General features: G+C 44.3%; 15 protein-coding genes. 9 read left to right on the top strand and 6 right to left on the bottom strand.

All coding sequences use genetic code 11. The features are described 5' to 3' along the window. Positions 1-60 precede the first annotated feature (60 nt). Entirely contained in the window at positions 61-3,918 is a 3,858-nt protein-coding gene (locus Q7A_RS03620) for a DUF3683 domain-containing protein (RefSeq protein ID WP_041354323.1), read from the bottom strand. A 123-nt stretch (positions 3,919-4,041) separates the two neighbouring features. Between Q7A_RS03620 and Q7A_RS03615 the strand changes: the two genes are divergently transcribed. From Q7A_RS03615 to Q7A_RS03600, 4 genes are all read left to right on the top strand, one after another. Then, positions 4,042-4,839 carry an undecaprenyl-diphosphate phosphatase gene (locus tag Q7A_RS03615; RefSeq protein ID WP_014705974.1) on the top strand — a complete coding sequence of 266 codons (798 nt, stop codon included), beginning with the start codon at positions 4,042-4,044 and terminating at the stop codon, positions 4,837-4,839. Positions 4,840-4,925: 86 nt separating this feature from the next. Further along, positions 4,926-5,354 (top strand): 50S ribosomal protein L13, encoded by a 429-nt coding sequence (gene rplM / locus Q7A_RS03610; protein ID WP_014705973.1) that lies wholly within the window; start codon positions 4,926-4,928, stop codon positions 5,352-5,354. 12 nt (positions 5,355-5,366) lie between these two features. Beyond that, positions 5,367-5,756 carry a 30S ribosomal protein S9 gene (gene rpsI / locus Q7A_RS03605; protein WP_014705972.1) on the top strand — a complete coding sequence of 130 codons (390 nt, stop codon included), beginning with the start codon at positions 5,367-5,369 and terminating at the stop codon, positions 5,754-5,756. A gap of 125 nt (positions 5,757-5,881) precedes the next feature. Then, complete coding sequence (locus tag Q7A_RS03600) at positions 5,882-6,370, top strand: acyloxyacyl hydrolase (RefSeq protein ID WP_014705971.1); 489 nt, start codon at positions 5,882-5,884, stop codon at positions 6,368-6,370. Here the strand turns inward: Q7A_RS03600 and lpxL are convergent. After that, positions 6,367-7,221: an LpxL/LpxP family Kdo(2)-lipid IV(A) lauroyl/palmitoleoyl acyltransferase gene (lpxL, locus tag Q7A_RS03595; protein WP_238595946.1), complete on the bottom strand. Its 855-nt coding sequence runs from the start codon at positions 7,219-7,221 to the stop codon at positions 6,367-6,369. The genes Q7A_RS03600 and lpxL overlap by 4 nt on opposite strands. 150 nt (positions 7,222-7,371) lie before the next feature. Here lpxL and waaA point away from each other — a divergent pair, with 150 nt between their 5' ends. From waaA to mltF, 3 genes are all read left to right on the top strand, one after another. Next, positions 7,372-8,646, top strand: a complete 1,275-nt coding sequence (waaA, locus tag Q7A_RS03590; RefSeq protein WP_014705969.1) for a lipid IV(A) 3-deoxy-D-manno-octulosonic acid transferase — start codon at positions 7,372-7,374, stop codon at positions 8,644-8,646. Continuing rightward, the gene (gene tadA, locus Q7A_RS03585; RefSeq protein ID WP_014705968.1) at positions 8,633-9,082 is read left to right on the top strand and encodes a tRNA adenosine(34) deaminase TadA; all 450 of its coding nucleotides are present in this window, start codon (positions 8,633-8,635) and stop codon (positions 9,080-9,082) included. Before waaA ends, tadA begins: the two co-directional genes overlap by 14 nt. Positions 9,083-9,160: 78 nt before the next feature. Beyond that, positions 9,161-10,582 (top strand): membrane-bound lytic murein transglycosylase MltF, encoded by a 1,422-nt coding sequence (gene mltF / locus Q7A_RS03580; RefSeq protein ID WP_014705967.1) that lies wholly within the window; start codon positions 9,161-9,163, stop codon positions 10,580-10,582. A 52-nt stretch (positions 10,583-10,634) separates the two neighbouring features. Here mltF and Q7A_RS03575 read toward each other — a convergent pair whose 3' ends face one another. From Q7A_RS03575 to Q7A_RS03560, 4 genes are all read right to left on the bottom strand, one after another. After that, complete coding sequence (locus Q7A_RS03575) at positions 10,635-11,276, bottom strand: thiol:disulfide interchange protein DsbA/DsbL (RefSeq protein ID WP_014705966.1); 642 nt, start codon at positions 11,274-11,276, stop codon at positions 10,635-10,637. 21 nt (positions 11,277-11,297) lie between these two features. Beyond that, positions 11,298-12,446 (bottom strand): c-type cytochrome biogenesis protein CcsB, encoded by a 1,149-nt coding sequence (ccsB, locus tag Q7A_RS03570; RefSeq protein ID WP_014705965.1) that lies wholly within the window; start codon positions 12,444-12,446, stop codon positions 11,298-11,300. A gap of 40 nt (positions 12,447-12,486) precedes the next feature. Beyond that, positions 12,487-14,493: a cytochrome c biogenesis protein ResB gene (locus tag Q7A_RS03565; protein WP_014705964.1), complete on the bottom strand. Its 2,007-nt coding sequence runs from the start codon at positions 14,491-14,493 to the stop codon at positions 12,487-12,489. A 75-nt stretch (positions 14,494-14,568) separates the two neighbouring features. Next, positions 14,569-15,177, bottom strand: coding sequence for a c-type cytochrome (locus tag Q7A_RS03560; RefSeq protein WP_014705963.1), 609 nt, complete (start codon positions 15,175-15,177; stop codon positions 14,569-14,571). 85 nt (positions 15,178-15,262) lie between these two features. Here Q7A_RS03560 and yihA point away from each other — a divergent pair, with 85 nt between their 5' ends. Together yihA and Q7A_RS03550 are read left to right on the top strand one after the other, a co-directional pair. After that, entirely contained in the window at positions 15,263-15,877 is a 615-nt protein-coding gene (yihA, locus tag Q7A_RS03555) for a ribosome biogenesis GTP-binding protein YihA/YsxC (RefSeq protein WP_014705962.1), read from the top strand. 206 nt (positions 15,878-16,083) lie between these two features. Further along, positions 16,084-18,591 (top strand): glycogen/starch/alpha-glucan phosphorylase, encoded by a 2,508-nt coding sequence (locus Q7A_RS03550; protein ID WP_014705961.1) that lies wholly within the window; start codon positions 16,084-16,086, stop codon positions 18,589-18,591. Positions 18,592-18,670: the final 79 nt, after the last annotated feature.

Genomic DNA, 18,670 nt, shown 5'->3' with positions numbered 1-18,670 from the left:
GCTGGCACCGTTGAAAATCCCGAACGCAGAGTTCCTGCGTTCGGGATAACAAGAAACCTGCTAAAGCAGTACCCGCTCAATACCTCCTGCTTTCACGTTATCAATAAACTGTGTATGCCATTGTTCACCTAACACGTGTTTAGCCACTTCCACCACAATATAATCGGTTTCAATACCGGTATCTTCGTTGTAGCGTGACAGACCCTGCTGACAGGCCGGACAGGAAGTCAGCATTTTCACATTACCTTTGACTGCCTTGTCCTGACCGGTCAACTCTTGAATGCCCTTGGTGATCTCTTCTTCCTTGCGGAATCGTACCTGAGTGGCAATGTCCGGACGAGCGACAGCAAACGACCCCGCCTCACCACAGCAACGATCATTCAATGTCACCTGCTGACCCAGTAATGTAGCGGCCACATTGGTAGATTTATAGGTCTTCATTGGTGTGTGGCAAGGCTCATGATAGAGATATTGCACACCATCAACCCCTTCCATCTTGACGCCTTTCTCCATCAGATACTCATGAATATCCAATAAGCGGCAGCCCGGAAAAATTGCTTCAAATTCATATTTGAGCAGTTGGTCCATGCAGGTTCCACAAGACACGATAACGGTCTTGATATCCATATAATTCAGCGTATTGGCCACTCGATGGAATAACACCCGATTACTGGTGGAAATAGCTGTAGCTTTGTCATCATCACCGGTAGCAGCCTGTGGATAACCGCAACATAAATACCCGGGAGGTAACACCGTTTCAGTACCTACTTCATATAACATCGCCAGAGTTGCCAGCCCCACCTGACTGAACAGTCGTTCTGAACCACAGCCAGGGAAATAAAATACCGCATCGGAATCTTCACTGACCTTGTTTGGATCCCGCAGAATCGGTACCATTTTGTCATCTTCCAGTCCCAGCATGCCACGCGTGGTTCGCGTCGGCAGATTACCCGGCATGGGTTTTTTAACAAAATGAACAACCTGTTCACGTAATGGTGTTTTACCTGTAGTGGGTAAGGGAGGCTTTTTCTTTTTGTTAGCCAGAAGTCCCAGATATTTAGCTGCCGAGTGTGCCAGACGTTGAGCTTTGAACCCCATTTGAATCATGGTTTTATGCATAACTTTAACGGTCAAAGGGTCCGTAGCATTCAAATACGCCATTGACGACCATGTTCCCAGATTCAAATGACGTTTGCCCTGTTTCTTCAACACAGCCCGCAACTTCACTGATACATCACCAAAGTCTATATTGACCGGGCATGGGTTTAGACAGCGATGACAAATTGTGCAGTGATCGGCTACATCATTCATTTCTTCAAAATGACGTACTGAAATGCCACGGCGGGTTTGTTCCTCATAGAGGAATGCTTCCATAATCAAACCTGTACCCAGGATCTTGTCGCGGGGTGAATAATACAAATTGGCACGCGGTACATGGGTGGTACATTCTGGCTTACATTTACCACAACGCAGGCAATCCTTGATATCGTTATTAATCTCACCCAAATCGCTGGCTTCAAGAATTAGTGCTTCCTGTTGCAGTAATCTCAAAGAAGGTGTGTAAGCGTTTTCCAGGCCTGAGCCAGCGAGCAGTTTACCGGCATTGAAACGGCCTAGTGGATCCACCTTCTGTTTATATCCAGCAAAAGCATCTATAGTGGCTTTATCCAGATATTGCATTTTGGTCAGACCAATTCCATGCTCACCAGAGATAACGCCTCCTAATTCACCTGCCAGCTTCATTACCCCATCAACGATCAGTTCAGCTTCATGCATCATCTGATAGTCGTTTGAGTTCACCGGAATATTCGTATGCACATTACCGTCACCGGCATGCATATGGGTGGCAACAAACAGTCGGCTTGAACGTAACTCCTTATGAATATCATCCAATTTGTTACGCAACGCCTCCAGAGATTGTCCCTGAAACAGTTCTTTCAGTGGTTTTTCAACCTCTTTACGATAAGAAATACGTAAATCTCGGCGTTGCAATACATTAAATAAAGTATCGGTCTCAGCCAGCAAATTCAGGACTTCATCGGATAACAATTCTTTATGATTCAACGCGACCGAATCTAGGTTATCCAGGACTTCCTGCCAGCGAGCCTGTACCACACGCAAATGGCTGCAGGCAGTATCAATCTTCGATTGCAGAATAGCGTCATTTTCAGCGCTGTCATCGAGTTTTTTGACAGTTTGTTTCAATTCTTTTGGTTGACTGCTTAAGAACTGCAATACCGCTTCTACCATGCGCAATTTATTTTGAGTGGAATGAATAATGTTGATGCGTTCAATTCCATCGTTATATTCGGACAAACGCTCAAGTGGAATAACCACATCTTCATTAATTTTGAAAGCATTGGTATGTTTAGCAATGGCTGCGGTACGCGCCCGATCAGCCCAGAATCGGGCACGGGCTTCAGGACTGACCGCCACAAACCCCTCGCCCTCACGAGCATTCGATAAACGCACTACTTCCGAACTGGCTTCAGCTACAGCGTTTTCATCATCTCCGACGATATCGATCAGTAAGACCATTTTCGGTAATTCTGAACGGGGTGCTTTGGTGCTGTAGTCCACTGCTTTGACGTAACGCTCATCCAAATGCTCCATACCAGCGAGCAATACTTTTTTGTTGTTATCAAGAAAGTTTTTGGTTTCCACAATTGCCGGCACAGCTTTGGTCAAATCGTTACCAAAGAACTCCAGACAAACCGTTCGAATAAACTGTGGCATGCGGTGAAGAACAAACACCGCAGAGGTAATCAAGCCGTCGCAACCTTCTTTCTGAATGCCAGGCAAGCCACCCAGAAACTTGTTGGTTACATCTTTACCCAAGCCCAACTTGCGTAACTGCTGTGCAGGTATGGCAATCTCTTCAGGCGCTTCCAACAATGTTTTGCCATCTGCATGAAAGCGACTGATTCTGAAAGTCGCCATCTCAATATCATGGATTTTGCCCATATTGTGATTTAGCCGTTCCACTTCCATCCAAGTCGCATCGGGCGTCACCATTTTCCAGGAAACCAGATTATCCAGTGCGGTTCCCCACATAACGGCTTTTTTACCACCCGCATTCATCGCCACATTTCCGCCGATAGTCGAGGCATCCTGAGACGTCGGATCCACAGCAAAGACCAAACCATTTTTACCAGCAAGATCAGACAATCGACGGGTTACAACACCGGCCTCAGCACGTACAGTAGCAACTTCATCATCACGTCCGGGAAGCTTGCGGTAAACGACAGCACCTAACCCTTCCAGTTTTTCGGTATTGATAACGACACTATCCGCAGTCAACGGAATCGCACCACCGGTATAGCCGGTACCACCGCCTCGAGGAATGACGGTTAGACCCAACTCGATACTGGCGGCAATAATAGCGGCCATTTCTTCTTCGGTATCCGGTTTGATAACGGCCAGCGGATATTCAACACGCCAGTCTGTGGCGTCTGTTACATGCGACACACGAGATAAGCCATCAAAGCAGATGTTGTGTTTTTTAGTCACACGGCTAAGACGGCGCATAACCACTTTGCGACGATCCGCCGTTGCCAGCAGCTCATGCTCAAACTTCCCTACTGCCTTGCGAGCTGCATGCTCAAGCTCAAGCGCTAATTGATTTTCATTTTCAGTTGCACGTTGACGGATCTGATCCAGACGATGATGCAAAGCATGACGGAGAGAATCCCAACGTTTACGGTTTTCAATCAAATCATCTTGAATGTAAGGATTACGCGATATAACCCACATATCACCCAAAACTTCAAACAACATATTCGCACTGCGTCCAGTTTTGCGTTGTTCACGCAACTGTTGCAGAATTTCCCACATCGGCTCGCCCAGATATCGAATAACGATTTCACGATCTGAGAAAGAAGTGTAGTTATAAGGGATTTCTCTTATACGAGTTGACATAACGGGTCAGCTAATCCTGATTGAAAAGTGATAATTCGATCGCAAATTTTAACACGAAGCCGGATAATATAAGACCCATAAATACTGGGCCTTTTGCCGACTCAGTCCGTAAACGAGAAAAATATGGAAATTGTACAAATCATTGCACTTGCTCTTTTACAAGGTCTGACAGAGTTTCTCCCCATTTCAAGCTCTGCGCATCTAATACTGTTACCCATTATTGCTGGATGGGAAGACCAAGGACTGGCCTTTGATGTCGCAGTGCATGTGGGCACACTGACAGCGGTTATTTTTTATTTTCGAGCGACCATCAGACAACTTATCTTTGATTGGATTCGCTCCTTGCAACAAAGACAAACTGTAGGTGAAAGTAAATTAGCCTGGGCCGTCATTATCGGAACTATCCCGGTCGGACTGGCCGGATTATTTTTGGATGACTTCATCGAGCTATTCCTACGCAGTCCGCTGGTTATTGCCGCAACAACGATTTTATTCGGTCTGTTATTAGGCTGGGCAGACTGGAAAGGCAAGCGAAATCGCCAAGAAGAACAAATGGGCTGGAAAGACATTTTTATTATTGGATTCTCCCAAGCATTGGCTCTCATCCCGGGGACTTCACGTTCAGGTATCACTATGACCGCAGCCTTGATGTTGGGATTAACACGTGAAGCTGCTGCCCGCTTCTCTTTTTTATTATCCATTCCTGTTATTTTTTTGGCAGGGGGCCTGGAAACAGTTAAACTAATCAAAGCTGATCAAGCAACGGACTGGTTCGCCTTAACTGCTGGCGCGGTATTCTCGGCCATCAGCGCTTACATCTGTATCTTTTTGTTTCTTAAACTACTCGAACGGATAGGCATGTGGCCTTTTGTCATTTACCGCTTAGTACTGGGTGGCTTTTTGCTATTCTTATTTAGTTAATTGCAGTTGACAGACTTTGCTTGAATCCGTAACATTCTCCCTCTTTATTTGACCGCATGCGTATATTTTCAGGAGCACCCCGCGGAATGAAAACCTTAAGTGCAAAACCAGCAGAAGTTCGTCGCGACTGGTTCGTAATTGATGCCGATGGCAAAACTCTGGGCCGTATGGCAACAGAAATCGCTCGCCGTCTGCGCGGCAAACACAAAGCTATTTATACTCCTCATGTTGATACCGGCGATTACATCGTTGTTGTTAATGCTGAGAAACTGCGTGTTTCTGGCAACAAAATGAAAGATAAAATTTACTACCATCACACAGGTCACATTGGTGGTATTAAATCTATCTCACTGGAAAAACAATTGGATAAAGCGCCTGAGCGTGTTATTCAAACAGCAGTGAAAGGCATGTTGCCTAAAAATCCTCTGGGCCGTGCAATGTTCAGCAAGCTGAAAGTTTATGCTGGTACTGAACATCCACACGCAGCTCAACAACCTAAAATGCTGGAAATTTAATCGGATATCGTCATGGCAGATTCTTACTACGCTACAGGCCGTCGCAAAAGTTCAACCGCTCGTGTATTCATGAAGCCAGGCAGCGGCAACATCACCATCAACACACGCAGCCTTGAAGATTACTTCGGTCGTGAAACATCTCGCATGGTTGTTCGTCAGCCACTTGAACTGGTTGAAATGCTTGACAAAGTTGACTTAAAAATCACCGTTCGTGGTGGTGGTAACAACGGCCAAGCTGGTGCGATTCGTCATGGTATCAGCCGCGCGCTTGTTGAATATAACAGTGAACTGAAAACTGACCTACGTAGCGCAGGCTTCATCACTCGTGATGCACGTGCTGTTGAACGTAAGAAAATTGGTCTGCATAAAGCACGTAAGAAACCACAGTTCTCAAAACGTTAATACGACGTTTTATCGAACACAAGAAACCACCTTCGGGTGGTTTTTTGTTTTTAAACTTCTCAAATTGCTTGAATCATGTTATCTAATAACCTGATTTTGATAAGTTTAAAAAGGATAATAAAAAAATGAAAAAACAGGGCATTGTCGGAATTTTAGGATTGCTGGCCTGCTTTAGCGTTGAAGCACAATCTCCAGAAGTGGCTATCTCTGCAGGCAGTTTTGAAGTTTTTGAGAGTGATAATTCACTCGAGTTGGGCGTCGAATATCGATTTGCCTCGCAGGACTCATTCTTTAATCTCATTCCAGCCGTTGGGGTGAGTGCCAATTCTGACGGCGGCTACTGGGTACATGCCGGCGCCCGCTACGATATAAACATGGGAGAAAAATGGGTGTTAACACCCCAGTTGGCAGGTGTAGCGTATGAAGATGGTGATGGTCAGGATTTAGGCAGTGGGTTTTTATTTCGCTCAGGCATTGAACTGGGTTATCGAATCAATCCATCTTCACGCATAGCTTTGACCCTCTACCATATGTCTAATGCTGATCTGGCCAAAAATAATCCTGGCTCTGAATCATTAATGTTTAGCTACAGTTTTTCACCATTCTATCGTTAGCCCCTGAGCTTTTTATAGAGTAACCCTTTGCCCTCTGGCTGGGTTTTAAATCGCCGATGTACCCATAAGTACTGTGTCGGCGTTTTTTTTATTTCTGCTTCTACCCAGTCATTTACTCTTTGCGCATCAGCCAGTTCATCACCAATTGGGTAGTTTTCCCAGGCTGGTCCAATATCAATCACATAATTTCCATTGGGCAAGCGTCTTGGTACATATGGTACAACGGCTGCACCACTCATTTTGGCAAGCCGTGCTGTTGCTGGAATAGTGGCGGCATTTACACCGAAAAATTTGGCAAAAACACTGGTTCTCCGGCCAAAATCCTGATCCGGTGCGTACCACACCACATTATTCTTTTTTAATGCCCGTAACATACCCCGCATATCTGCTTGCAGTATTATGCCTTCACTATGACGCTGACGCTGATGCATCATAACAGCATTAAATAGTGGGCTTTTAAGCTCGCGAAACATGACATAACAAGGTTGTTTAAGCATGATTAAGCGGCCACCTAGCTCCATACTGGTAAAGTGTCCTGTCAGTAATAAAACCCCTTTTCCTTTGGCCAACGCATTCTGAATATGTTCAAGTCCATGGTATTCGACTCGTTTATTGAGGCTCTTGTCGCTGGCCCACCAGCTTATAGCCGTCTCAATTGGCATCATGCCCATGGTCAGCATATTTTCATTCAGTAAGTCTTTTCGTGCTTTAAGGCTCATTTCAGGGAAGCATAGTTCAAGGTTTCGCTTGGCGACACGCTCACGATCCTTCATAAATAATCGCATTAGACGACCCAAACTATGACCCGCAAACAATTGCCAGGATTTGGGCAAATAAATAGAGATGCGCATTAACCCCAAGCCAAGCCAATTAGGCCAAAAGCGAGGGTGAAGGAATTTTTTACTGAGAATTTTCATCTGTGCAATAACAATACAAAACAGTGTCTATGCTATCATCCCAAGTCAATTTAAGCTTAAAAAACTGTCTCCCGTGAGTCCAATTTGAAAGTCATTTACTCAATATTATTTTATCTGGCATTGCCGCTCATATTGATGAGATTAATTTGGCGAAGCTTTAAAGCACCTGATTACTTCAAACGTTGGAATGAGCGTTTTGGCTGCATCCCTTCGCGTTCCTCCAAGCAAAATCTAATCTGGGTTCATGCCGTATCTGTAGGTGAAGTCGAGGCTTGTCGTCCTCTTATTAAGGGTTTGCAAGAACGATATCCTGAACATCAAATTCTTATCACCACCATGACACCAACCGGTAGTGCCAGAGTAAAAACTTTGTTTGCTGATGCGATGCTACATGTCTATCTACCTTATGATATGCCATTTGCCATCAAACATTTCCTGGACGCAATGCAGCCGCAGTTCGGCATTATTATGGAAACTGAGCTATGGCCTAATTTGCTGTTGATCTGTGCTGAACGTTCAATCCCAGTTGTAATTGCTAACGCAAGACTGTCTGCCCGCAGTGCTCGTGGATACCAGAAAGTCAGCAACTTTACACGACAGATGCTTGAGAACGTACCGCTTATTGCCGCACAAACGCAGAGCGATCGTGAACGCTTTGTTCAACTTGGTGCGCTTAAGAACAAAGTACATGCTGTTGGTAACCTGAAATATGAAATTAGTTTACCTGCCAGCGTTTTAGAGCGAGCAGAATCAATACGTGCGTTATGGGGAAATCGACCGTCGTTCATTGCTGCCAGCACCCATGATGGTGAAGAAGAATTAATACTGGATGCTGCTCGTACAATCCGTAGCCAGTTTCGTGATTTATTGTTAATCATCGTACCGCGCCATCCTGAACGCTTTGATCGTGTGGCGGCACTGTGCCGGCGAAGTGGATTAAATACACTGCGCAGAAGTGAAGGTAAACCGTGTGGAAACCAGGTTCAGGCTTTGGTAATTGATACCATGGGAGAGTTATCTGTTTTTTATGGAACAGCCGATGTGGCATTTGTTGGCGGAAGTCTTGTTAATCATGGTGGCCATAATATACTAGAACCCGCTGCACTCTCACGTCCCGTTATCACAGGCCCTCATTATTTTAATTTTCTAGAAGTAACCAGACAATTTCTCGAGCATCATGCAGCGATTGAAGTAAAAAATCCTGAACAATTAGCCGATTCTGTTATTGAATTATTAAAAGATCCACAGCGTCGCGCTGAAATGGGAGATGCGGGTAAACTCCTGATTGAACAAAGTAAAGGTGCCAGCCAGCGATTACTCAACCTAATTGATGTTCATATAAGTCATGTTCAACGATAAGTATTGGATGCGTCAGGCATTAATATTGGCGCAACAGGCTGAGCTACATGGTGAAGTACCGGTCGGTGCCCTTATTGTCCTGCAGGATGAACTCATTGGTTCAGGATGGAATCAACCTATCAGCCAACAGGATCCCACGGCTCATGCCGAGATTGTTGCATTACGCGAGGCCTGCGCCCATCAACAGAACTACAGACTTCCCGGTTCCACAATGTATATCACGCTGGAGCCATGTATCATGTGTGCAGGTGCGATTGTTCACGCCAGAATAGAACGAGTGGTTTTCGCTGCTACTGAACCGAAAACCGGTGCGGCGGGTAGTTGTATGAATATTTTTAATACCAGCCAGTTAAATCATCGTGTTCAATATGAAAATGGGGTTTTGGCTGAGGAAAGCAGTAAGCTGCTCAGGGATTTTTTCCGCGCAAAGCGGTAGACATCACACTTTTCAATTCTTCATTGGTAAGTTTTGGGAAATTTGATGTGCAAAGCCTTACTTATGTAGGATAATTTCATGCCCTACTGTCAGAGTGAAGTTTTGAAAAAGCTAATTTTTCTCCTTTGCATGCTCTGCGTACTAAACGCTTGCAACGCCCCTAGTAATCAGCTGGAGCAAATTCTGGAGCGCGGTGAACTTCGTGTAGTCAGTCGTTACGGTTTGACCAGTTATTATAATAATGGTGATGAACTGGCAGGTTTTGAATTCGAACTTGCACAACGCTTTGCCGATTTCCTTGGTGTTAATTTAAAAATATCGGTACCTGACACTCTCAGTAAAACTCTCAATATGATTGATAACGGGCAGGCAGACATTGCTGCTGCAGGATTAACAGTTACCCGTGACAGGCAAAAAAGATTACGCTTTGGACCTATCTATTACGAAGCCACACAACAACTTATTTACCGTCATGGCACTACGAAACCACGTGATATTACGGAGATCAACACCGGCCAATTGGAAATTGTTGCCAATAGTAGCCATGCTGAACAACTAACGACACTTCAACAAGAAATTCCGTTGTTATCCTGGACCGAAAATCAATCAATTGATACCAGCGGTTTACTTGAATTGGTTCAGCTCGAGCTGATTGATTACACCATCGTTGATTCTAACGAAATGGCTGCCAGCCATAGCCTTTACCCTGAATTACGAGTCGCTTTTGATGTGTCGGATCCACAACCATTAGCGTGGGGAATGCGACGCAGTGACGATATGAGTTTACAACTTGCCGTTAATACTTTTTTTGATGAAATCGAAAACTCAGGATACCTTGATCAATTAATCGAAAAATATTTTGGTCATATACGCCGTTTTGATTATGTAGACTCACGTGCAATTCATAGGCGTATTCAAACACATCTGCCGCAATACGAGTCATTCTTTAAAGCGGCTGCATTAGCTTATAACTTTGATTGGCGATTATTGGCGGCTATAGCCTATCAGGAGTCACACTGGAATCCAGAAGCTGTTTCCAGTACTGGTGTGCGTGGTTTGATGATGCTCACTCAGGCAACCGCTAATGAAATGGGGGTAAGTGATCGTAAAGATCCACAGCAAAGTATTTTTGCCGGCACAGCCTATCTGACCATGATGAAAAACCGTTTACCTGAACGTATTGAGGAACCAGACCGAACCTGGCTTGCATTAGCAGCCTATAATATTGGGCTTGGCCATTTGGAAGACGCAAGAGTGCTTACACAAAAAAATGGTGGCAATCCAGACCGTTGGGCAGATGTTCGAGAGAATCTCCCTTTACTTGCAAAGCAGAAGTGGTTCAGCCAAACACGTTATGGTTACGCAAGGGGAGGAGAACCCGTACGCTATGTCGGTAATATTCGACGTTATTACGATATTATGCTGCACCATGATGAAGTCAATCAAAATATTTCTACCCCACCCGCTGAAATTAATGAAACACTTCCGGCGGCATTATAAAAAAGGCCGGTTGCTTTCGCTTACCGGCCTGATTCGTTCTAAAAAATTTACGTTATTTTTCAGCTTCAACTTTTTCAATCAAATGCTCAACCACATTAAGCATTTCAGTCATCCCACCTGCCAGAGGTGCGTCAGTAAAATAACGTCCATCGACGATAATAACTGGAACGCCCTGAACGCCAGATGTCTGGCTGATGATCAATGCTTTTTTTACGTTGGTTTTGACTGTAAACGAATTCATCGTTTCAACGAACTTTTCACGATCAATGCCCTGCTCTTCGACAAAGTCGAGCAAACGATCTTCGGTATCGAGACGACGCTTATCAATATGAATCGCATTAAACAATGCTTTATGCAATTTTTCGGAATCACCGGTCACTTGTGCAGCATAAAACACTCTAGCCAACTGCAACCAGCTGTCACGGAAAATAGCCGGGACCTGAGTAAATTTCACATTTTCAGGCAAGGATTCTTTCCATTGCATGATTTGTGAATCCAAAGTAAAGCAATGGGGGCAGGAATACGAGAACAACTCGATGACTTCAATTTGGTCATTTGAGGTGTTTTTCGCCATACGCTCAGTGGTGGGCTTGTAGTGATCGCCCTCTTTGTAGCTTGCTGAATCAGCTGACACAGAAAATGGCATTAGCAATACCGCTGTGGTTAATAACAAAGCACGAATTGATCTCGTCATTTCAATATCCTTAAATTTTAATTACAAAGTGCCGTATGAATGAAGCCCAGACAGGAACATATTAACGCCTAGAAAAGCAAATAAAGTGACAAACAGTCCAACAATTGACCACCATGCCATAGGTTTACCATTCCAGCCTTTTGTCATTCGCATATGCAACCATGCGGCATAGTTCAACCAGACAATCAATGCCCAGGTCTCTTTAGGATCCCATGACCAGTATCCACCCCAGGCCTCAGCAGCCCACAATGCACCAAGAATCGTCGCGACCGTGAAAAAAGCAAAGCCTAACGCAATGCTTTTGTACATCAAGTCGTCCATCATCGTTAGCGGCGGCAGAGCTTTAACCAAACCACTGTCTGGATCCTTTTCACTCCGCCAGCTGACCAATAGATAGGCAATACCAATCATGGCCGCCATGGCAAACGCACCGTACCCTATAAAATTGGCTGGTACATGAATTTTCATCCAGTAGCTTTGTAATGCCGGGACCAATGGCTGAATTTCGTGGGCATTGCGTTCAAACGCATACCAAAGCTGAAATATCACAGCAGCAGAGATAACCAGTAAGACGAATCCACCCAGACTGCGCACTTGATAACGACGTTCGTAGAATAGATACAGTAGTGCAGTCACCACGGCAAACAGAACAAAAACTTCATAGAGGTTGCTGACAGGAATGTAACCAATATCAGCACCCATCATATGCGTTTCACGCCAGCGAACCATCAATCCTGTCATACCAAAGGTCGTAGCAATCCAGGTAAATGCGCTACCCACTTTTTCAGTATAGTCGGAGCGGAAAATCAACCCACCAAAATAGGTGAATGTGGCGGCGATAAAAAACACACTCATCCACATAATAGCTGACTGGCTGGCCAGCATATATTTGAGCAATCCGTTGGTTTTAGCAGCCTCCAGATTGGTACCGTATAACTGCAAGGCCATTAAACTAAGTATGGCAACAGCAATAGTGTGGCCGCGGAAACTGGGCCATTGATTGCCGACAAAGCCCATACTGAAAGCAGTAAAAATCAGAATTGAGATTTCATAAACATCCAATACTTCATGATAAACCGACAAAATACCAATGGCTGCCAATAATAAAAGTGCATACCACCACCATGTGTGGGCAGCAGGTTTTGTCATGATTTCAGTATTCGTTGTCATAGGTTTCTCATACGCTTTAGCACTTTTACTAAGAACCTGGTTACAGGCTGGAGTTCCCGGTTTTTGTCTTTAAAACGGTTTGTTGCTCGCTGAAAAAAATATCAAAATCGCGTGGATTTCTATTGGTTGATCCCGCAAAAATAATTTCTGTACGATTGTTATTCTGTTCCAACCAAGCCCATAAACGTCTTTGTGGAAGGTAGAACAATAAAAAAACTCCAATTATCAACAGAGCACAGCCGAAATAGACCACATTTTTCCCGGGTGCCTTGGCAATCTGCAGACCAGTCGATTGAACATGCTCAAAATCAGTCAGCTGCAAAAAGACCGGCGAACCGTAACGCGATAAAGTGCCAATTGTATCCACACTATCCTGTAAAAACAGTAACTGATCGTTGGTTACTGTTTGCGGATGAACGCCATCCATGCTGAAATAAATCCGTGCCAGCATTTCCCGTAACATGCCCAGATATGCAGGCGCCAGATTGTCACGTTCGGCGTCAGGAATATTGTTATCAATGAAATCCCTGACCTCATCAAAACCACCTCTGACAAACATGGTGATCAATGTTTCGAGCGTTTGCTGCAAACTGCCTTCAAGGGCTTCATCACGTTCTGGCAACATGGCCAACGCTTCTTTCATCATCGAATTGGCAATATCTGATACCAGCTCTTCATCACGTAATAACGCTGAATAATTCAAGAACTGCTGCAAGCTGCCATCTTCATCTACAGGTAAATAGAGGTAGGCAAAGGATTCTGCAGGACTGTTACGAACACCACTTAAAAAGTATTCACGTCCATCCCGTTCAACAGGGAACATATAGTTTTCATATTCTCTGGCTTCTCCCGTTTCGGTACGTAACTTAAAGGTAAAATTTGGTCCAAAATCACGTACGTTTCGAGAGTCCTCCTCTGTAGGATCTGGGTTGATATTAAAAGGACGAAAACCGATCATTTCCAACTGCATGGTCTCCTGCCCCCAAAGCATTTGTCGAGAATCAAATACTTTGGTTTGAATGGAAACCGGTTCTGTTCCAGCGCGGCTATCCAAGGGCCAGGCATCAAGACTCAATAAAGAACCACCATCGCTAAAGCTGGCTTGATATATGGAATGGCCCCGGTAAACCAATGGATGATTTACCGCAATAGTTGCTTCAAATGGTTCTGCACGTTGGTCATCGTGGATGACCAGATCTGATTCAAAAGATTTCGGCTGACCGTTGGGATAATGTTCGATACGAAAATCTTGTACTTCAATACGAAAAGGTAATGTCTGTAACAAATAACCATCCCGAACCGGTAAAAAAACCACGTTTGCAGCTTTTCCCTCCGGAATACTGACTGTCCCTCTAAACCCCTGTCCACCAGCAGCAAGACGACTTTCTGAAGGTATTTCTCGAATCGAAAGATCACGCGTCTCGATTTTAATTTCACCACGCCATTCAGCAATTTTTAATGGCATATTGCTATCAAATAAACCTCCGATACAAATTACTACAATGGCAATATGCGTAAATAGATAACCAAGACGGTTCATGCCGCCACGCATGGCTGAAATTAATATCGCATTATCCTGCTTAATCGTTTGACGACTACGAAATCCTCTTTCTTTGAACTCCTGTTGCAGATTATCTGCAACTGCCTGCATGGCTGTATTTGATTGCCATTGAACACTGTGGTGCATCGCTTTTAACGATTTTTTTTGAACATTGGTACGCAGTTGCCACATTTCTTTGACCATGGCAGGGAGATGACGGATAACGCAAACTGACGTAGAGAGGACCAATAAAGCAAGAATCGCTATAAACCATATTGCACTATATACATCATAGAGCCCTAGCTGCTCAAACACATCAAACCAGAATGGTCCGAATTTAATAACATAATCAGCATAGGGTTGATTTTGTTGGAGAACAGTACCGATAACAGAAGCGACAGCTAATGTCAGTAATAAAGATATAGCTAATTCCATTGAGCCGATAAACAGAAATAATCGACGAGGGAAACTTTGGCTTGATGGGCCTTTTTTAGTGGAATCAGACATGAAATTGCTCAAACATGAGCCGATTTTTTGCTCCGGTGAAAGATAGAATCATTATCACCGGAGCATTATCAGCAATTAGTGCAAACCAGAAACGTAAGCGGAAACGGCTTTGATCTCTTCCTCTGTCATCTTCGAGGCAATATCTCGCATCATGCCATTAGGATCGTTCTGACGTTCGCCATTTGCAAAAGCGTGTAATTGAGCTTCTGTATAAGCTTGGTACTGGGCAGAGAGTTTCGGCCACTTCGCCGCAGGCATGCCACTACCATTTGGGCCATGGCAAGCCATACAGGCAGGCACACCTGACTCACTGTTACCGCCACGATAAATCTGCTGCCCAAGGTCCAGCGAATCTTCACTTACTGCGCCAGGTGTAGATTCTTTGCTGGCATAATAAGCCGCTAAATTGGCCATATCTTCTTCAGACAATGCGGCAACCATAGGAGACATAATGTCGTTTGCACGTTTACCATTTTTGAATTCAACTAACTGTTTATAAAGATAACTGGCATGCTGTCCAGCCAGTTTTGGGTAGACATCAGCAGGACTATTACCATCAACACCATGACAAGCGGCACAACTAGCCGATATTTCCTTACCTGCAGAAATATCACCTGCAGCTAACACAAGTGGTGAACTCATGATTCCCAACCCCAGCACTACAGCAAAAATAATTTTTTTCATCATCATTCCTAGCGACTAATTTTCGGATACAAAACTTTCGGTATGCTACTCTTGTTGACAATTTTTTGCACCTAGAAAGGCTCAAATGTCAGAGTTATACCGTAACGCACATTATACTGTCAGCGCGACACAATTGTCCCAACTGCCATCAGACTCTGGTTTTGAAGTTGCTTTTGCAGGACGCTCAAATGCCGGAAAATCCAGTGCAATCAACACCATCACAGGTATAAAAGCGCTGGCGCGAATCAGTAAGACGCCAGGAAGAACGCAAATGATAAATTTCTTTCACCTTGATGATGAAAGAGCCTTGGTTGATCTTCCGGGTTACGGTTATGCCAAAGTTCCAGAAAAAATGAAGCTGAAATGGCAAACCACTCTGAGCAAATATCTGGAAACGCGCCAATCGTTGCGCGGATTAATGCTGATGATGGATATTCGCCATCCATTAAAAAACTTTGACTTACAAATGCTGGATTGGGCAAAACAGGCTGAGCTACCGATTCATATTTTACTCACCAAGTCAGATAAGTTGGGACGCGGCGCTGGGGGTAATGCCCTGCAACAGGTTCGTAAAGAATTAAAAGATGTTGGGTTGGAAGCATCAGTACAATTATTCTCTTCTTTGAATCATCAGGGACGTGATGAAGCGATTCAGGTACTCGATAATTGGTTTGAATTGTCGACCGCTGAACAGCAATAGAATATTTTTCTTTCTGATCGCTGAAAATTTGTGCTTCAGGTGATGGCAGATGTCATCACTCTCTGCTAACGTTTACAGCATTGGGACATACAGTATTAACATAAAATTTCCAGTTCAATGCTGAACCTGCCGCTTAATGGCAACGTTGCCAGAGCTGTTCCCCATCCCCGTTTTTTCCATAACGATGCCCATTCAAGGATTCCGCTATGACGCCAAGATATACACCGATTACGACCCCTCTCCCTGAACTTTATCAGACATCAAAACTGGGGATGAATACGCTCGCTTTAACAGAAGATTTTAAACGCTATTTCGGAATTTATCTTGGTCAGGATAAAGGTTGTGCTTCAGGTCATTACCTGTATGCTGCTATGGCCCATACATTGCGTGACCGGCTGTTTGAAAGAATGAAAAATACCAAACATACCTACGCCGAATCGCGGTGCAAACAAGCCTATTATCTGTCCATGGAGTTTTTAATGGGCCGCGCCACCGGCAATGCCGCTTTAAATCTAGGCATTGAAGAGCCGTTAAAAAAAGCGCTGGTCAATCTGGGTCTTGAATACGAAGAACTTGCCGAATTTGAACATGATGCCGGTTTGGGTAATGGTGGTCTTGGTCGTCTGGCTGCGTGTTTTATTGATAGCTGTGCCACCCTGCAATTACCGGTTACCGGATATGGTCTGCGTTATGAATATGGCATGTTTCAACAAAAAATAGTCAATGGCAACCAACAGGAAATGCCGGATCACTGGTTGCGTGATGGGAATCCATGGGAGCTTGAGCGCCCTGAATACACTCAGCGAGTCAAATTTGGCGGACATACCGAGCTACATCGCAACAGCAGTGGCCAAATGGAAATTCAGTGGATTGATACCAATGATGTGCTGGCGGTTCCCTATGACTTGCCTATCCCCGGTTATCAGAATGGTACCGTCAATCGATTGCGCTTGTGGAAAGCAGCAGCTACCGATGAGTTTAACCTGGAAGATTTTAATGCCGGTTCTTATACCGAAGCTGTTGCCGCGAAAAATGAAGCTGAAAATATCAGCATGGTTTTATACCCAAACGATGCCAGTGAAAACGGTAAAGAACTTCGTTTGCGCCAACAGTATTTCCTGGCCTCAGCCAGTCTGCAGGATATTCTGGATTATTGGGTGAACACCCATGATGGCAACTTTGAAAATTTTGCCGATAAAAACGTCTTTCAACTGAACGATACTCATCCTACTGTTGCCGTTGCAGAGCTGATGCGCCTGCTAATGGATGAACATCAACTAGGCTGGGATAAAGCCTGGCAAATCACCACCAAAACTATGGCCTACACCAACCATACTTTGTTACCCGAAGCACTTGAACGTTGGCCGGCTAACCTATTTGGTCGTCTCCTACCCCGAATACTGGAAATCATCTACGAAATTAATGCGCGTTTCTTACGCGAAGTCGCCAACCACTGGCCTGGCGATAGAGAACGACTGTCACGCATGTCAATCATCGAAGAAGGACCTCAACAACAAGTTCGTATGGCTCACCTGGCCATTGTCGGTAGTTTTTCAGTCAATGGAGTAGCGGCTTTACATTCCGAATTATTGAAAAAGGGGCTGTTTCAAGACTTTTACCAGTTGTGGCCGGAAAAGTTCAACAACAAAACCAATGGAGTGACCCAGCGGCGCTGGATGGCTTGGTGTAACCCGGTGTTAAGTCAGCTGATTACAGAAACCATTGGTGATAAATGGATCACTCGACTAAGTGAACTTCAAAACCTTGCTCCGCTTGCGTATGACAAGGATTTTCAAAAATCCTGGCATGATGCCAAATACGAAAATAAAAAACGTCTGGCGGCATTGGTGGAAAAACAATGCGGTGTAAAGTTTAATCCGGAAGCTATGTTTGATATTCAGGTTAAACGTATCCATGAATACAAGCGCCAATTATTGAATGTTTTGCATGTGATTCATCTTTACGATCAGGTCAAACGAGGTCAAACAGAAGGTATGGCCAAACGCTGTGTTTTATTTGGCGGTAAAGCCGCACCAGGTTACCTGATGGCAAAACAGATCATTAAGCTGATTAATAACGTTGCTGATGTAATAAACAATGATCCTGATATTGGCGATTGGCTGAAAGTTGTGTTTTTCCCTAACTACCAGGTCTCTGCCATGGAAATCATCTGTCCGGCAGCAGATTTATCCGAACAGATTTCAACCGCCGGGAAAGAAGCCTCGGGCACAGGTAATATGAAATTTATGATGAATGGTGCTATTACAATTGGCACCCTTGATGGCGCAAATATTGAAATTCGTGAAGAAGTCGGTGATGACAATTTTTTCCTGTTTGGTTTATCAGAAGAGGAGATTGCTGAAAAACGCGGAAATTATAACCCGCAAGCCATCATTGAAAATGATGCTGATCTTAAACGAGTAGTTGGTCTATTATCCGGTGGACATTTCAATCAATTTGAACCTGGATGTTTCGATAACATTGTTCATGCCTTTACCAGCCCCCATGATCCATGGATGACAGTAGCGGATTTTCGTAGCTACATCGATGCACAACATCAGGCCGGACAAGCCTATCAGGACAAAGAACGCTGGACAGCGATGAGCATTATCAACTCGGCTAATAGTGGTAAGTTTTCAACTGACAGAACCATGGAAGAATACAACCAGGGTATATGGAAACTTGAAAAAATAGCACCGCATCCAGATAGCTGATACCGAATATGAAAACCCCACTGTCATTAAACATAAAAGTATATTGGCAGTGGGTTTCTGCTTTTCAAGTAGTTTATGA

It is taken from the genome of Methylophaga nitratireducenticrescens (assembly GCF_000260985.4).
Taxonomy (GTDB): Bacteria; Pseudomonadota; Gammaproteobacteria; order Nitrosococcales; family Methylophagaceae; genus Methylophaga; species Methylophaga nitratireducenticrescens.
This window is presented reverse-complemented; position numbering and strand designations above follow the sequence as displayed.

Excerpts from the sequence above, each read along its gene's own strand:
- Q7A_RS03620 (WP_041354323.1), bottom strand. The coding sequence starts at position 3,918 with ATGTCAACTCGTATAAGAGAAATCCCTTATAACTACACTTCTTTCTCA.
- Q7A_RS03615 (WP_014705974.1), top strand. The coding sequence starts at position 4,042 with ATGGAAATTGTACAAATCATTGCACTTGCTCTTTTACAAGGTCTGACA.
- rplM (WP_014705973.1), top strand. The coding sequence starts at position 4,926 with ATGAAAACCTTAAGTGCAAAACCAGCAGAAGTTCGTCGCGACTGGTTC.
- rpsI (WP_014705972.1), top strand. The coding sequence starts at position 5,367 with ATGGCAGATTCTTACTACGCTACAGGCCGTCGCAAAAGTTCAACCGCT.
- Q7A_RS03600 (WP_014705971.1), top strand. The coding sequence starts at position 5,882 with ATGAAAAAACAGGGCATTGTCGGAATTTTAGGATTGCTGGCCTGCTTT.
- lpxL (WP_238595946.1), bottom strand. The coding sequence starts at position 7,221 with ATGCGCATCTCTATTTATTTGCCCAAATCCTGGCAATTGTTTGCGGGT.
- tadA (WP_014705968.1), top strand. The coding sequence starts at position 8,633 with ATGTTCAACGATAAGTATTGGATGCGTCAGGCATTAATATTGGCGCAA.
- mltF (WP_014705967.1), top strand. The coding sequence starts at position 9,161 with ATGCCCTACTGTCAGAGTGAAGTTTTGAAAAAGCTAATTTTTCTCCTT.
- Q7A_RS03575 (WP_014705966.1), bottom strand. The coding sequence starts at position 11,276 with ATGACGAGATCAATTCGTGCTTTGTTATTAACCACAGCGGTATTGCTA.
- ccsB (WP_014705965.1), bottom strand. The coding sequence starts at position 12,446 with ATGACAACGAATACTGAAATCATGACAAAACCTGCTGCCCACACATGG.
- Q7A_RS03565 (WP_014705964.1), bottom strand. The coding sequence starts at position 14,493 with ATGTCTGATTCCACTAAAAAAGGCCCATCAAGCCAAAGTTTCCCTCGT.
- Q7A_RS03560 (WP_014705963.1), bottom strand. The coding sequence starts at position 15,177 with ATGAAAAAAATTATTTTTGCTGTAGTGCTGGGGTTGGGAATCATGAGT.
- yihA (WP_014705962.1), top strand. The coding sequence starts at position 15,263 with ATGTCAGAGTTATACCGTAACGCACATTATACTGTCAGCGCGACACAA.
- Q7A_RS03550 (WP_014705961.1), top strand. The coding sequence starts at position 16,084 with ATGACGCCAAGATATACACCGATTACGACCCCTCTCCCTGAACTTTAT.